This is a genomic window from Streptomyces sp. NPDC002896 (assembly GCF_040295225.1).
Taxonomy (GTDB): Bacteria; Actinomycetota; Actinomycetes; order Streptomycetales; family Streptomycetaceae; genus Streptomyces.
This window is the reverse complement of record NZ_JBEOVA010000004.1, coordinates 359,316-372,876: the sequence shown is the minus strand read 5'-3', so window position 1 is coordinate 372,876 and position 13,561 is coordinate 359,316. Positions and strand designations below refer to the sequence as shown.

The 13,561-nt window shown below is 70.8% G+C and carries 16 protein-coding genes; 7 read left to right on the top strand and 9 right to left on the bottom strand.

Going from position 1 to position 13,561, the window contains the following annotated elements:
- Positions 1-132: 132 nt before the first annotated feature.
- Positions 133-1,413: an adenosylmethionine--8-amino-7-oxononanoate transaminase gene (locus tag ABT009_RS08810; RefSeq protein ID WP_351291066.1), complete on the bottom strand. Its 1,281-nt coding sequence runs from the start codon at positions 1,411-1,413 to the stop codon at positions 133-135.
- On the bottom strand, positions 1,406-2,572 hold the full coding sequence (gene bioB, locus ABT009_RS08805) for a biotin synthase BioB (RefSeq protein WP_351291333.1): 1,167 nt from the start codon (positions 2,570-2,572) through the stop codon (positions 1,406-1,408). Before bioB ends, ABT009_RS08810 begins: the two co-directional genes overlap by 8 nt.
- Before the next feature lie 154 nt (positions 2,573-2,726).
- Here bioB and ABT009_RS08800 point away from each other — a divergent pair, with 154 nt between their 5' ends.
- Positions 2,727-3,881, top strand: coding sequence for an 8-amino-7-oxononanoate synthase (locus ABT009_RS08800; RefSeq protein ID WP_351291064.1), 1,155 nt, complete (start codon positions 2,727-2,729; stop codon positions 3,879-3,881).
- Here the strand turns inward: ABT009_RS08800 and ABT009_RS08795 are convergent.
- The gene (locus ABT009_RS08795) at positions 3,863-4,099 is read right to left on the bottom strand and encodes a DUF397 domain-containing protein (protein ID WP_351291062.1); all 237 of its coding nucleotides are present in this window, start codon (positions 4,097-4,099) and stop codon (positions 3,863-3,865) included. The genes ABT009_RS08800 and ABT009_RS08795 overlap by 19 nt on opposite strands.
- 8 nt (positions 4,100-4,107) lie before the next feature.
- Positions 4,108-4,968: a helix-turn-helix domain-containing protein gene (locus ABT009_RS08790; protein WP_351291060.1), complete on the bottom strand. Its 861-nt coding sequence runs from the start codon at positions 4,966-4,968 to the stop codon at positions 4,108-4,110.
- 252 nt (positions 4,969-5,220) lie between these two features.
- Here ABT009_RS08790 and ABT009_RS08785 point away from each other — a divergent pair, with 252 nt between their 5' ends.
- Positions 5,221-5,652 carry an ATP-binding protein gene (locus ABT009_RS08785; RefSeq protein WP_351291058.1) on the top strand — a complete coding sequence of 144 codons (432 nt, stop codon included), beginning with the start codon at positions 5,221-5,223 and terminating at the stop codon, positions 5,650-5,652.
- Between the two features lie 125 nt (positions 5,653-5,777).
- Here ABT009_RS08785 and ABT009_RS08780 read toward each other — a convergent pair whose 3' ends face one another.
- Entirely contained in the window at positions 5,778-6,689 is a 912-nt protein-coding gene (locus tag ABT009_RS08780; RefSeq protein WP_351291056.1) for a LysR family transcriptional regulator, read from the bottom strand.
- Positions 6,690-6,841: 152 nt separating this feature from the next.
- Between ABT009_RS08780 and ABT009_RS08775 the strand changes: the two genes are divergently transcribed.
- A complete protein-coding gene (locus ABT009_RS08775) occupies positions 6,842-7,495 on the top strand; it encodes a LysE family translocator (RefSeq protein WP_351291054.1) in 654 nt (217 codons plus the stop codon).
- On the opposite strand, the gene ABT009_RS08770 is transcribed toward ABT009_RS08775, so the two are convergent.
- The 4 genes from ABT009_RS08770 to ABT009_RS08755 all read right to left on the bottom strand — a co-directional run bounded on the left by ABT009_RS08770 (position 7,464) and on the right by ABT009_RS08755 (position 10,374).
- Positions 7,464-8,060 (bottom strand): DUF6328 family protein, encoded by a 597-nt coding sequence (locus tag ABT009_RS08770; protein ID WP_351291051.1) that lies wholly within the window; start codon positions 8,058-8,060, stop codon positions 7,464-7,466. The two genes, ABT009_RS08775 and ABT009_RS08770, sit on opposite strands and share 32 nt — an antisense overlap.
- A 135-nt stretch (positions 8,061-8,195) precedes the next feature.
- Complete coding sequence (locus ABT009_RS08765; protein ID WP_351291049.1) at positions 8,196-8,669, bottom strand: C40 family peptidase; 474 nt, start codon at positions 8,667-8,669, stop codon at positions 8,196-8,198.
- Positions 8,670-9,392: 723 nt separating this feature from the next.
- Positions 9,393-9,701: a hypothetical protein gene (locus ABT009_RS08760; protein ID WP_181657897.1), complete on the bottom strand. Its 309-nt coding sequence runs from the start codon at positions 9,699-9,701 to the stop codon at positions 9,393-9,395.
- A 7-nt stretch (positions 9,702-9,708) separates the two neighbouring features.
- Positions 9,709-10,374 (bottom strand): ATP-dependent Clp protease proteolytic subunit, encoded by a 666-nt coding sequence (locus tag ABT009_RS08755; RefSeq protein ID WP_351291047.1) that lies wholly within the window; start codon positions 10,372-10,374, stop codon positions 9,709-9,711.
- Positions 10,375-10,546: 172 nt separating this feature from the next.
- Here ABT009_RS08755 and ABT009_RS08750 point away from each other — a divergent pair, with 172 nt between their 5' ends.
- The 4 genes from ABT009_RS08750 (at position 10,547) to ABT009_RS08735 (ending at position 13,554) form a co-directional block, all read left to right on the top strand.
- Positions 10,547-10,825 (top strand): type II toxin-antitoxin system Phd/YefM family antitoxin, encoded by a 279-nt coding sequence (locus ABT009_RS08750; RefSeq protein ID WP_351291045.1) that lies wholly within the window; start codon positions 10,547-10,549, stop codon positions 10,823-10,825.
- A gap of 390 nt (positions 10,826-11,215) precedes the next feature.
- Positions 11,216-11,518 carry an urease subunit gamma gene (locus tag ABT009_RS08745; RefSeq protein ID WP_010355509.1) on the top strand — a complete coding sequence of 101 codons (303 nt, stop codon included), beginning with the start codon at positions 11,216-11,218 and terminating at the stop codon, positions 11,516-11,518.
- A 10-nt stretch (positions 11,519-11,528) separates the two neighbouring features.
- Positions 11,529-11,840 carry an urease subunit beta gene (locus ABT009_RS08740; protein WP_181657901.1) on the top strand — a complete coding sequence of 104 codons (312 nt, stop codon included), beginning with the start codon at positions 11,529-11,531 and terminating at the stop codon, positions 11,838-11,840.
- Positions 11,833-13,554, top strand: a complete 1,722-nt coding sequence (locus ABT009_RS08735) for an urease subunit alpha (protein ID WP_351291042.1) — start codon at positions 11,833-11,835, stop codon at positions 13,552-13,554. The genes ABT009_RS08740 and ABT009_RS08735 overlap by 8 nt, the downstream gene beginning before the upstream one ends.
- Positions 13,555-13,561 lie beyond the last annotated feature (7 nt).

The window sequence follows — 13,561 nt, the reverse complement described above, 5'->3', positions numbered from 1 at the left end:
AGCTGCCTCCCGCTGGTGCCGGCTGCTCGGACTTCCACCGCCAAGCCATTCGTGCCCGCCGCTCAACCACCGCGGCCGCCGGCTCGTGCCGACTGCTCAACCTCCGCAGCCGCACGGCTCCCACCGCCCCGCTCACCCCGCCGCAGCGGCCGCGGACACCGCCCGGCCGATCCGTGCGAGGTCCTCGTCGCCCGTGATGTACGGCGGCATCGTGTAGACGAGGTCCCGGAACGGCCGCAGCCACACGCCCTCCGCCACCGCGGCACGGGTTGCCGCCGCCATGTCCACCTCGTGGTCCAGCTGCACGACGCCGATCGCTCCGAGGACGCGTACGTCCCGTACGCCCGGCAGTCCCGCGGCCGCCGACAGGCCCTCGCGCAGGCCCGCCTCGATGCGCTTGACCTCGGTCGCCCAGTCCTGCCCGAGCAGCAGGTCGATCGAGGCGCAGGCCACCGCGGCCGCGAGCGGGTTGCCCATGAACGTCGGCCCATGGGCGAGCACCGGCACCTCACCGCGTGAGATCCCGTCCGCCACGCGGGAGGTGCACAGCGTCGCCGCCATCGTCATGTATCCGCCGGTCAGCGCCTTGCCCACGCACATCACGTCCGGGGTGACCCCGGCCTGGTCCGCCGCGAACAGCGTGCCCGTGCGCCCGAAGCCGGTCGCGATCTCGTCGAACACCAGCAGCACACCGTGCGCGTCGCACGCCTCGCGCAGCACGCGCAGATACGCGGGGGAGTGGAACCGCATCCCGCCCGCGCCCTGCACCACCGGCTCCACGATCACCGCGGCGAGCTCGTCGGCGTGCCGCTCGATCAGCTCCCCGAGGTGATCGGCGTACGCCTCCTCGTACGCGACCGGAGGCGCGTCCGCGAAGACCTGGCGCGGCAGCACGCCCGACCACAGCTCGTGCATGCCGCCCTCGGGGTCGCACACCGACATCGGCTGCCAGGTGTCGCCGTGGTAGCCGCCGCGCCACGTCAGCAGCCGCTGCTTGGCGGGCCGGCCCAGCGAACGCCAGTACTGCAGGCACATCTTGACGGCGACCTCGACCGAGACGGAGCCGGAGTCGGCGAGGAAGACATGCTCCAGGCCGTCCGGAGACATGTCGACAAGTCGCTTGGCCAGCCGTACGGCGGGCTCATGGGCCAGCCCGCCGAACATCACATGGCTCATCCGGCCGAGCTGATCGCGTACGGCCTCGTTCAGCACGGGGTGGTTGTAGCCGTGGATCGCGGACCACCAGGACGACATGCCGTCGACCAGCTCGCCCGAACCGTCCGCCATCGTCAGCCGCACCCCGCTCGCCGACTCGACGACGAGCGGTTCCGTGCGGCCCGGCATAGGCCCGTACGGGTGCCAGACGTGCTGCCGGTCGAGTTCCAGCAGGTCGCGTACGGGCAGCTCAGGCATTGGGTGCGAGATCCGTTCCGGCGCCCCGGCGGCGTACCGCCACCAGATCCGTACGCGCCTCGGGGACCGACGCCTCGGGAACGGACTCCTCCGCGGGAGCCTGCCCGCCGCACGGCGCGCACCCGCCGCCCTCGTGGGATCCGCAGCCCGCGGCGGCCCGGTGCTCCGGCAGCGTCACCGTGTCCGTGCCCTCCACCTCGAATCCGGCGTCCGCGATCATGTCCAGGTCCGCCTTGCCCGCCTGGCCCTCGCTGGTCAGGTAGTCCCCTAGGAAGATCGAGTTGGCCAGGTGCAGTGCGAGCGGCTGCATCGTGCGCAGATGGACCTCGCGGCCGCCCGCGATGCGCACCTCCACGTCGGGGCAGACGAACCGCACCATGGCGAGGATGCGCAGGCAGCGCTGCGGCGTGAGGTTCCACTCCTTCGCGAGCGGCGTGCCCTCGAAGGGGATCAGGAAGTTGACCGGCACCGAGTCGGCGTCGAGTTCGCGCAGCGAGAAGACCACGTCCACCAGGTCCTCGTCCGACTCGCCCATGCCCGCGATCAGCCCGGAACAGGCCGACAGCCCGGCGGCCTGCGCCTGCTGCACGGTGTCCACCCGGTCGGCGTACGTGTGCGTCGTGGTGATCTCGCCGTACGTCCCCTCGGACGTGTTCAGGTTGTGGTTGTAGGCGTCGGCGCCCGCCACGCGCAGCCGCTCCGCCTGACCTTCGGAGAGCAGCCCGAGGCAGGCGCACACCTCGACGCCCTCGTTCTGCTCCTTGATCGTCTCGATGGTCTTCGACACGCGGTCGACGTCCCGGTCCGTCGGCCCCCGGCCGCTCGCCACCAGGCAGACCCGCTTCGCGCCACCCGCGACACCAGCGGCCGCCGCCTGCGACGCCTCGTCGGGCTTCAGCCAGGTGTACTTGAGGATGTCCGCCTTGGAGCCGAGCCGCTGTGAGCAGTACGAGCAGTCCTCCGGGCACAGGCCCGACTTGAGGTTCACCAGATAGTTGAGTTTCACCCGCCGCCCGAACCAGTGCCGGCGCACCCTGCCGGCCGCGGCCACTACGTCGAGGAGTTCGTCGTCGGAGGTGGCCAGCACGGCCAGCGCCTCGTCGCGGGTCGGCAGCTCGCGCCGAAGCCCCTTGTCCACCAGCGTGTTCAGCAGGTCCATGGCGCTGATCCTGACGTACGCCGTCGCTTGGGCCAAGGAGGTTTCGTACAACAGAGACCGTTCGAGGTGTGGGTATTGCCACATCCTGACCTCGTGGCCGCACCGCTAGGGTCTGTGCACTGCCTACAAAACGACATGGCGCCGGAGGACCTCCATGGCGAGAACGCCGTTCGACTGGCTGGACGAGCAGGCGGACGTCCGCCGCCGGGCCGGGCTCGTACGCACCCTGCGGCCGCGGCCGGCCGACTCGTCGCTCCTCGACCTGGCGAGCAACGACTACCTTGGCCTCGCCCGCCACCCGGAGATCACCGAGGCCGCCGCCGCCGCGGCCCGCCGCTGGGGCGGCGGCGCCACCGGCTCCCGGCTGGTCACCGGCTCCACCGAGCTCCATGCCGAACTCGAGCGGGAACTCGCCGACTTCTGCGGATTCGAGTCGGCTCTGGTGCTGTCGTCCGGGTACGCCGCCAACCTCGCCGCGGTCACCGTGCTCGCCCCCCACGGCTCGCTGATCGTGTCGGACGCGGGAAACCACGCCTCACTGATCGACGGCTGCCGGCTCGCCCGCGGGACGACACAGGTCGTGCCGCACCGCGACACCGAGGCCGTGCGCAAGGCGCTCGACGCGCACCAGGGTCCCGCGGTCGCCGTGTCCGACTCGGTGTTCTCAGTGGACGGCGACGCGGCGCCACTCGCCCAACTGACCGACGTCTGCCGGGAGTTCGGTTCCGGTCTGATCGTCGACGACGCGCACGGACTGGGCGTGCTGGGCGACGGCGGCCGGGGCGCGCCTTATGCGGCCGGGCTCGCGGGCGCAGCCGACGTCGTCGTGACCGCCACCCTCTCCAAGTCGCTCGGCAGCCAGGGCGGCGCCGTCCTCGGCCCCGCCAAGGTCATCGACCACCTCGTCAACGCCGCCCGTACCTTCATCTTCGACACCGGCCTGGCCCCCGCGGCCGCCGGAGCCGCGCTCGCCTCGCTGCGTCTGCTGCGCCGCGAACCGGAGCGCGGCGCGCGCGCCCACGCGGTCGCGACCACCCTGCACGACCGGCTCACGGCCGAGGGCCTGCAGGCGGTACGCCCGGACGCGGCCGTCGTCTCCGTGCGCGCCCCGTCACCCGAACTGGCCGTGCAGTGGGCCGCGGACTGCCGCGCCGCCGGTCTCGCCGTGGGCTGCTTCCGGCCCCCGTCCGTGCCCGACGGCATCTCGCGCCTGAGGCTGACCGCCCGTGCGGACCTGACCGACGAGCAGATCGCCGAAGCGGTACGGGTGATCAGCCGCACCGCGCCAGGTCAGACGTCCGTGGGCTGAAAGGTGTCCAGGAAGCTCTTCCAGGCCGTTGCCGAGAAGAGCAGGGCGGGTCCGGCCTGGCGCTTGGAGTCGCGCACGGCGAGCAGCCCGGCCAGCGGACCGGTGCCGATCTCGGCGGTCTCCACGCAGTTGTTCATTCCTGTGCTGAAGCTGCTGCGCAGCCATGGGCCGCCGTGCAGGGAGGTGCTGGAAGGTACGTACCGAGGCAGAGCAGACATGGTGCCTCCTAGGCGCCGTCACATGTCCCAGCGATGAATTCCAGTGAGTCCTCGGGCGAAAGTGCCAGTCTCTGCAGCGAGTTGAAGGCGTCGGTGTACGCCTTCAGGTCTTCTTTTGCCTCGAGGTAGAGGCTACTCGTCAAGTGGTCGAGAACGACAACATCCAGATCGGAAATGTTCGAAAAAGAGAAGACAACGAACGGGCCAGTGACCCCTATGTGCTCACCCGCGCTGAACGGCAGCACCTGAAGCCGTACATGGGGCAGCTGCCAGGCCTCCACTAACCGGTCCAGCTGCCGCTGCATCACCCCGGGCCCGCCCACGGCCCGCCGCAGCACCGCCTCGTCCAGGACAGCGCTCACCTGCAGCGGCGGATCCCTGCGCAGCACCTCCTGCCGGGCCAGCCGCACCTCCACGAGCGCGTCGATCTGCGCGTCCGGCAGCCCATCCAGCGCCGCCCGCGTCACGGCCCGTGCGTAGTCGGGTGTCTGCAGCAGACCCGGAACGACGGTGGTCTCCAGGGTGCGCATACGGACCGCCTGCGACTCGAGCCGGATGAAGTCCCGGTACTCGGGCGGCAGCAGCTCCCGGTAGGCCTGCCACCAGTGCGTGCGCCCACCCTCGCCGTCGGAGCCCGCCAGTGCGACGAGCAGGTCCCGCAGCGCGGGATCCCGGACCCCGTATGCGTCGAGCAGCAGCGGCATATCCGAGGCCTTCACACTGCTCCGGCCCGTCTCTATTCGGCTCACCTTCGACTGGTGCCACCCGATGAGCCGGGCCGCCTCGCCGCTCGTGAGCCCCGCACGGGCACGCAGTGCGCGCAGTTCGGCGCCCAGTTTGCGGCGGCGGACCGCGGTACCGTACTGCATACCTGTCTCCTCCCTTACCGGCGGTATCAGCCGGTGCATCGCCGACGGTAGAGGAGTGCGGATGCGGCGCCCAAATACGGTCGCCTCTAGCAGAGTTCACCGCTTCGGGCGACAGATATATGCATATCCCGGTGGATCGTCACCTGTGACCCGCCGGGAGTGGCAGTCTGTCGCGCAGCACCGGACCGGGGCCGCCCGAACCATCCGCGACGCGTCGGAGTCCGGTCCCGGTGGGAAAGGGACGACGCCGCCATGGCAGACCATCAGGAAGCATCCGTCACTCTGCCGAGCGATCCGGCCTCGGTCCCCGCGGCGCGCAAGTACGTCATCGAAGTCCTGGCGGGATGGGGGCTGCCGGGTGATGCGGAGGTCGTCGAGTCGGTCCGGCTCATCGTGTCCGAGCTCGCCACCAACGCCGTGCAGCACACCTTCGGACAGTCACCCACCTTCACTGTCGACGTAGCGCTGGAGCGCGACGAGCAGCTGCGCATCGGAGTCACCGACAGCCACCCGCGGCTCCCGAGGCGGCTGCCCGCCGCCGTCCAGCAGGACAACGGCCGGGGGCTGGTCATCATCCGCTGGCTCACGGCCGAATGCGGCGGCCGGCTCTCGGTCCGCCGCACCGCGGAGGGCGGCAAGACCGTGTCGATCGAACTGCCGTGGGCGGCTCCCGTCCAGCAGTGAAGCCCGGGGGATGAGGGGCGGGCCGAAGCGCACGTACAGGCCGCTGACGGGCCTCGGGCTTTTGACGGACCTCAGGCCGCTGACGGGCCTCGGACCGCCGACCGGCCTCGGACCGCCGACCCGCCTTAGGCCGCCGAGCGGCCGAACGCGCCACGCAGCAACGCCCGGAACGTGTCCACAGCGGGCGCCGACTCTCCCGTCCGGTACACGACCGAGATCGTACGGCGCAGACTCCCCGGCTCCAGCAGCCGCATCCCCACCGGCGTCGCCGCCGTACGGGCCACCATCTCGGGCACCACGGCGACCCCGAGCCCCGCGCTGACCAGCGCGCACACCAGGGCGTAGCCCGGATTCTCCACCCGCACCGCGGGTGTGGCGCCCGCCTGCGCCAGCGCGGCCTCGACACCGCGTCGCGGCGGATGCTCCGGCGCCATGCTGATCAGCGGCTGCCCGGCCAGCTCGGCCAGCGGCAGGCGCCCCGAACCGCCGGCCAGCGCGTGCCCGGGCGCGGTCACCAGCACCAGCTCCTCGACGAGCACCGGTTCCGCCGCCACGGTGGAGGGCAGCGGCACCGGATCGGCCGGCTCGTAGCTGTGCGTCAGCGCCAGGTCGGCCCGCCCGTCCGCGACCGCCGTGACGCCCTCCGGCGGCTCGTACTGCGAGACGGCCAGCTCGACATCCGGATGGGCCCGGCGGAACGCGCTGAGGACCGGCGGCAGCAGATGGATGCCCGCCGTGGTGAAGGTGCCGAGGCTCAGCCGGCCGCCGGACAGGCCCACCAGCTGTGCCAGTTCGTGGCGAGCCCGGTCCATCTCGTCCAGTACCCGCCGTGCACGCGCCACCAGCATCTCGCCCGCACCGGTGAGCCGCGCGCCGCGGTGGTGGCGCACCAGCAGCGCCGTCCCCGCCTCCCGCTCCAGCTTGGCGAGCTGCTGGGACAGTGCGGGAACCGTATATCCCAGCCGCTCGGCGGCCCGGGTGATGGAACCGGCCTCCGAGACGGCCACAAGTGCCGCGAGCCGTGTGGGGTCGTACACGCTGCACCTCCCGAGGCGGTGGGCCGCGCGAGCACGCGGCCGAGTGAGCGGGCCCTGGGAGGCGACGGCCTGCGAGGCTAAAGCGCTCCTTAAGGCTTGCTCAGGATATTCCACATACCTGCTGAAGGCTCGAAGGCGGCAGGCTGGTCGTCATGGACGGACAACTGGTCGCCTTCACCGGCGTCGCCGCGGGCATGGTCGCCATGCCGGGGGCCGACTTCACGGTCGTGGTGCGCAACGCCCTGGTGTCACGCCGGGCGGGAGTCGCGTGTGCGCTGGGCATCGCGGGCGGACTGCTGTTCCACACCGCACTCGCAGTCGCCGGGGTCGCCGCGGTGCTGGCGGCCGTGCCCGCGCTCTTCCGCGCGATCCAACTCGTGGGCGGTGCGTATGTGCTGTACCTCGGCGTCCGTACCCTGCAGTCCATTGCGCGGCCGCGTCCCGCCGAGGATGGCGGCGACAAGCCGCGCCCCGCCGACGACGGTGGCGGTGAGAAGTCCACCGCGGGCGGCGGTCTGCGCCAGGGATTCCTCACCAACGCGCTCAACCCGAAGGCGCCGATCACCTTCTTCAGCCTGCTGCCCCAGTTCGTGCCCGCGGGCAGCCCCGCAATGCCCCGGACGCTGCTGCTCGCGCTGATCGTCGTCGTCCTGGGACTGCTCTGGTTCCCGACGGTCGCGCTTCTGGTGGACCGGCTCGGGAGGTGGCTGCGCCGGCCGCGTGCCGCGCGCGCCGTCGGGGCGGTCACCGGCACCGTACTGACCGCGCTGGGGCTCACTCTCCTCGTCGCTCCGCTGGTGAGCTGACCTCCGCTGCCTGCCTGACGTCCTCGGACGGCCTGACGTCCTCGTCGTCTTCCGGCATGTCTGCCGTCGCCGCCGCGCGCGCGGGGACCACCTCGCGGCGGACCACCCGCGGCAGTACGCCCCACAGCCCCACGCACACCAGCAGCGTGCCCGCGCCCGCCAGGAAGCCGCCGACACGGCCGAGCGTCACGTCCACGACGAGCAGGACCGACCCGGTCAGCGCGAGAGCCAGCACCGCCATGCCGGCCCGTGCCAGGTCCGAGGACCACCGCACGATCTGCGGTTTTGCGTGCTGCTGGAACAGCGACCGGTGCAGCGCGGCCGGAGCCGTGAACAGGGCGGCAGCCAGTACGGCCAGCAAGAGTGTGGTCACGTAGGTGACGCGTTGCAGCGTGTCGAGCGATGGGAAGCGCGGTGTGAACGCGAGCGTCAGCAGGAAGGCGAAGAGGATCTGCACGCCCGTCTGCGTGACCCTCAGCTCCTGCAGCAGCTCGCTGAAGTTGCGGTCGGCGCGCTCGAAGCTGGTCTCGTGGCGCACCGGCCGTCCGGAACGGTCCTCACCCATACCGTGACGAGTGACCTCCTTCGTGCCTCTCACGCACCGGCGGGCGGCGGCCGAAGCCATCCGGCCGCTGGGTGAGCGCCGACCGGCCGCCGGGCGGGCGGCGACCGCCGGCACGATCGCCGCCCGGCCGCGCGATCAGCGCACCCTGCCGTACCAGACGCTCTTCGTCCAGATCTTCTGCAGGCGCACCACGTCCCCGGTCTTGGGCGCGTGCCAGATTTTGCCCTGCCCGGCGTAGATGCCGACGTGGTACACGTACCGGCCGGAGTGGAAGAACACCAGGTCTCCGGGCTTCCGCTGCTTCGCGGACACATGGCGGGTCTTGTTGTACTGCTGGGCGGCGGTACGCGGCAGCTTCTTGCCCGCGTGCTTGAACGAGTAGAGCGTGAGCCCGGAGCAGTCGAACCTGCGCGGCCCGGTGGCTCCCCAGCGGTACGGGGAGCCCTTCTTGGAAGCCGCGATCTTGAGCACCTTGCCTGCGACCGTTGCGGCCTCGGCTTCGGATGCGATGCCCGGAACCACGATGGTTCCGCCCACTGCGGCGAGTGTGAGCGCCGATGCGGTGCCGGCCCGGGCCATCAGCGACGGAAATCGGTTGAGCGCAGTCATGCGCAGCCCTTCGTCAGCCGCCTGTGAAGGATGACCTGTCGGGTTCGGGCAGGCGAAGATGCCCGGCCGCGGAGTGCGGCTTCACCCCAAGGGCCTCCCGGAGTGCTCCGGGCTGCCCGCCGTGCTGGGGCCTCCACTCCTGCCGATCCACAGATGTCGACCTGACATCCGGGCGGCGGCAGGACTCGGCGTCCGCCCGGACCGCCCCGCCGCGGTGGCGGGGGCTTGTCGTCGGAAGGGATCTTCACGCACACAGGGCCCGAAATCCGAGGCGAACCGGCGATTTGTGAAGCTCCTCACCACTCATCCGATTGGGTGGACAGGCAAGTTTTCGAATGGGCGGCGAAGGGCCCGATGATGGCCGGACCAGCACCGAAAGGCAATATTTCGACCGTTGTGTACGCATGTTGCGCAAGTTTGGCGACCGAAAATGTCTATCGCTTTCTACGCCGAACGGGGGTAGCCCGACTGGGCCGTTTCAAATCCGGTCCGGACGGTCGGGGAGGCGTCGCGGCGCGGGTGATGGGGCGGTGAGGGCTCGTCGGGTCCGCCGCCGGTGCTCCCTGGCGGGCATCCTTCTGTCATCGACTGAGGGCTTGTTCGGTCACGGCCGGACCTTGTTCGGCCATGGCCGGGGTGAGTTCGGTCCTCGTGTGGTGCCGCACAAGCCCTGACCGGTCGTCAAACGATCCCGACGCGACGTTGATCGCTTCTGGGGCGGCATCAATCGCTCCTGGGCGGCGGCACGGTGACCCGTGCCGCGCGACGCTCCCCGTCCAGGACCCGCAGAGCACGCGCAAGCGTGGGCGTGTGGACCTCGGTCTCTCCCCGCTGATGCATCAGCGCCAACGCGTCCCGGAGCGCCGCCGCAGCGCCCACCAGCGCCTGGGCCGCACGCAGCCCGCCGTAGGTGTCGTGGGCGCGCGCCGGGTTGATCCGGCCCAGCAGGTCGACCACTTCCAGGTAACGGTCGATCAGTTCGCCCTCGGCGCGGGTGAGTGCGGGCAGCGGCGGCAGTTCGGGTGGCAGCATCGGCGGCTCACCTCGCGCCGTACGCGGTGCCCGACGCCTTGCGGCTGGGGATGATCCGGTCCACGAGCCCGTACTCCAAGGCCCCCTGCGCGTCGAGGATCTTGTCCCGCTCGATGTCCGAGCGGATGCGCTCCAGGCTCTGCCCGGTGTGGCGCTGCAGCAGTTCCTCCAGCAGCTCACGCGTGCGCATCATCTCGCGAGCCTGGATCGCCAGATCGTCCGCCTGACCCTGTACCGGCTCGGCGAGCGACGGCTGGTGGATAAGCACGCGCGCGCCGGGCAGCGCGAACCGCTTGCCCGGTGTGCCGCAGGCCAGCAGCACCGCGGCGGCAGACGCCGCCTGGCCCAGGCAGATCGTCTCCACGTCGCAGCTGACGAACTGCATCGTGTCGTAGATCGCCGTCATCGCGCTGAACGAGCCGCCGGGCGAGTTGATGTACAGCGAGATGTCCCGGTCCGGCGCCGTGTACTCGAGGTGCATGAACTGCGCCATCACGTCGTTCGCCGACGTGTCGTCGATCGGCGTCCCGAGGAAGACGATCCGCTCCTCCAGCAGCTTCGAGTAGGGATCGAGGGTCCGGTGGCCCGACGTCGTGCGCTCGGTGAACTCGGGCAGGACATGGCGGGCAGTCGGGCTCGTACCGGTCGGCCCGGTCCCGGTCGGTCGGTTCATGGCAGGCGCCTCCTCATGCGAGGCCTCGGCTGAGGCCTCGCCGCGACGTTCATGCGGTGTTCCGTCGGCCGTCCCGTACGCAGTCGTGTGCGGGCTTGTGCAGCTGCAGCCCCTACGGCCCGTGCAGCTCTGTAAAAAATGTACAGGACGTACATGACGTTATGATGGAACCATGGCCTATGAGATTCCGGTGACGCAAGCCCGGTCTGAGCTTGCCGACCTGATCAACCGTGTCGTGTACGGCGGCGAGCGCGTGGTTGTCACCCGCCACGGAAAGCCCCTCGTCGCCCTGGTCTCGGCCGCTGACCTGCAGCGTCTCGAGGAGATCGAGGGGGCAGCGGATGAGCAGGTGATCAGCTCCGTCTCCGCCATCGGCTCCATGCCGTCCGCTCCCGGCGAACGCCAGCGCTTCGGTATCGCCGCGGAGCACCGGGGGTCCGGCCCGCGGTGATGCGCCGCTGGTACGGGTGGGTGGCCGAGGCGCGGGAGTCCTGAAACAGGAATGCGGCGCTGGTACGGGCGGGCGGGTGGGCGAGACCTGGGAGAGGTATACGGTCCGCATCTCGTCGGCGCGACGAGGATCAGAAGGCGGACGGCAGCGAACCGGCGGGCCGGTCCCATCGCGCGCCGGAAGCCGGTTAACGTCCCTGAAACTCCGTCGAACTAGCCTGCACCACCATGTCACCAGGGGTTTTGGCGGTCGGAGGTGCGCGGGTTCGTGCGCCGCGCCCGTGTACGGCATACGGCCTCGCCGTGGTGGCGGTACGACATCCAGCCCCGCCGTGGTGGCTGCGGCAGCCGGACCCCGCACGGTCCGGCGCGAGACTGTGAGGTGGGACGCGTGCAACTGACGCCGCACGAGCAGGAGCGACTGCTCATCCATGTGGCCGCCGACGTGGCCGAGAAGCGCCGGGCCCGCGGGCTCAAGCTGAACCATCCCGAGGCGGTCGCCCTCATCACCTCGCACATCCTCGAAGGAGCCCGCGACGGCCGCACCGTCGCGGAACTGATGGCCTCCGGACGGAAGCTGCTCACCCGCGACGACGTCATGGAGGGCATCCCCGAGATGATCCACGACGTCCAGGTCGAGGCCACCTTCCCGGACGGCACCAAGCTCGTCACCGTCCACGACCCGATCGTCTGAGGGGGCCGTGTTGATTCCTGGAGAGATCCTCTTCGCGGACGAGCCCGTCGTCGTCAACGAGGGCCGCGAGGTCACGCAGCTCACCGTCCTCAACGCAGCCGACCGGCCCGTCCAGGTCGGCTCCCACTACCACTTCGCCGAGGCCAACCCCGGTCTGGAGTTCGACCGCGCGGCCGCGCGCGGCAAGCGGCTCAACATCGCCGCCGGCACCGCCGTGCGCTTCGAGCCCGGAATCCCCGTCGACGTCGAACTCGTCCCGCTCACCGGCGCCCGCGTGGTGCCCGGGCTGCGCGGCGAGACCGGAGGTGCCCTCGATGCCTGAGATCTCCCGTGCCGCGTACGCCGACCTGTTCGGCCCCACCACCGGCGACCGCATCCGGCTCGCCGACACCGATCTGCTGATCGAGATCGAGGAGGACCGTTCCGGCGGTCCCGGGCTCGCCGGTGACGAGGCGGTGTTCGGTGGCGGCAAGGTCATCCGCGAGTCGATGGGCCAGTCCCGTGCTACGCGCGCAGAGGGCACGCCCGACACCGTGATCACCGGCGCCGTGATCGTCGACCACTGGGGCATCGTCAAGGCGGACATCGGCATCCGCGACGGCCGTATCACCGGCATCGGCAAGGCGGGCAACCCGGACACCATGGACGGGGTGCACCCCGATCTCGTCATCGGCCCGGAGACCGAGATCATCGCGGGCAACGGCCGCATCGTGACCGCGGGTGCCATCGACGCGCACGTCCATCTGATCTGCCCGCAGATCGCCGACGAGGCCCTCGCCTCCGGCATCACCACCCTGGTCGGCGGCGGCACCGGCCCCGCCGAGGGCTCCAAGGCGACCACCGTCACGCCCGGCCCCTGGCACCTGGCCCGGATGCTGGAGGCGATGGAGGCGTACCCGCTCAACTTCGGTCTGCTCGGCAAGGGCAACACCGTCTCGCACGAGGCGATGCTGTCGCAGCTGCGCGGCGGTGCGCTGGGGCTGAAGCTCCACGAGGACTGGGGGTCGACGCCCGCCGTCATCGATGCCGCGCTGACCGTCGCGGACCAGACCGGTGCGCAGATCGCCATCCACACGGACACCCTCAACGAGGCCGGGTTCGTGGGCGACACGCTTGCCGCGATCGCGGGGCGCACGATCCACGCGTACCACACCGAGGGTGCCGGCGGCGGGCACGCACCCGACATCATGACGGTGGTCTCCGAGCCGTACGTGCTGCCCAGCTCCACCAACCCGACCCGGCCCTACACCGTCAACACCGCCGAGGAACACCTCGACATGCTGATGGTCTGCCACCACCTCAACGCGGCCGTGCCGGAGGACCTGGCGTTCGCCGAGTCCCGGATCCGGCCCTCCACCATCGGGGCCGAGGACATACTGCACGACCTGGGCGCGATCTCGATCATCTCCTCGGATGCGCAGGCCATGGGGCGGGTGGGCGAGGTCATCATGCGTACCTGGCAGACCGCGCATGTGATGAAGCGGCGGCGCGGTGCGCTGCCGGGGGACGGGCGCGCGGACAACCGCCGGGTTCGTCGCTATGTCGCCAAATACACGATCAACCCGGCCGTCGCGCAGGGGCTCGCCCACGAGGTGGGCTCCGTCGAGACCGGCAAGCTCGCCGACCTGGTGCTGTGGGAGCCGGCGTTCTTCGGCGTCAAGCCGCATCTCGTCGTCAAGGGCGGCCAGATCGCGTACGCGCAGATGGGCGACGCGAACGCGTCCATCCCGACTCCGCAGCCGATTCTGCCCCGTCCGATGTACGGCGCGATCGGGCGGGCTCCCGCCTCCAACTCGCTGAACTTCGTGGCGCCCTGCGCCATCGAGGACGGGCTGCCCGAGCGGCTCGGTCTCGGCAAGAAGTTCGTGGCCATCGAGAGCACCCGGGGTGTGACCAAGGCGGACATGCGGGAGAACGACGCCATGCCGCGCGTCCAGGTCGACCCCGACAGCTTCGCCGTCCATATCGACGGAGAGCTGGTCGAGGCGACTCCGGCCGCCGAACTGCCCATGACCCAGCGCTACTTCCTCTTCTGAGCCGGCC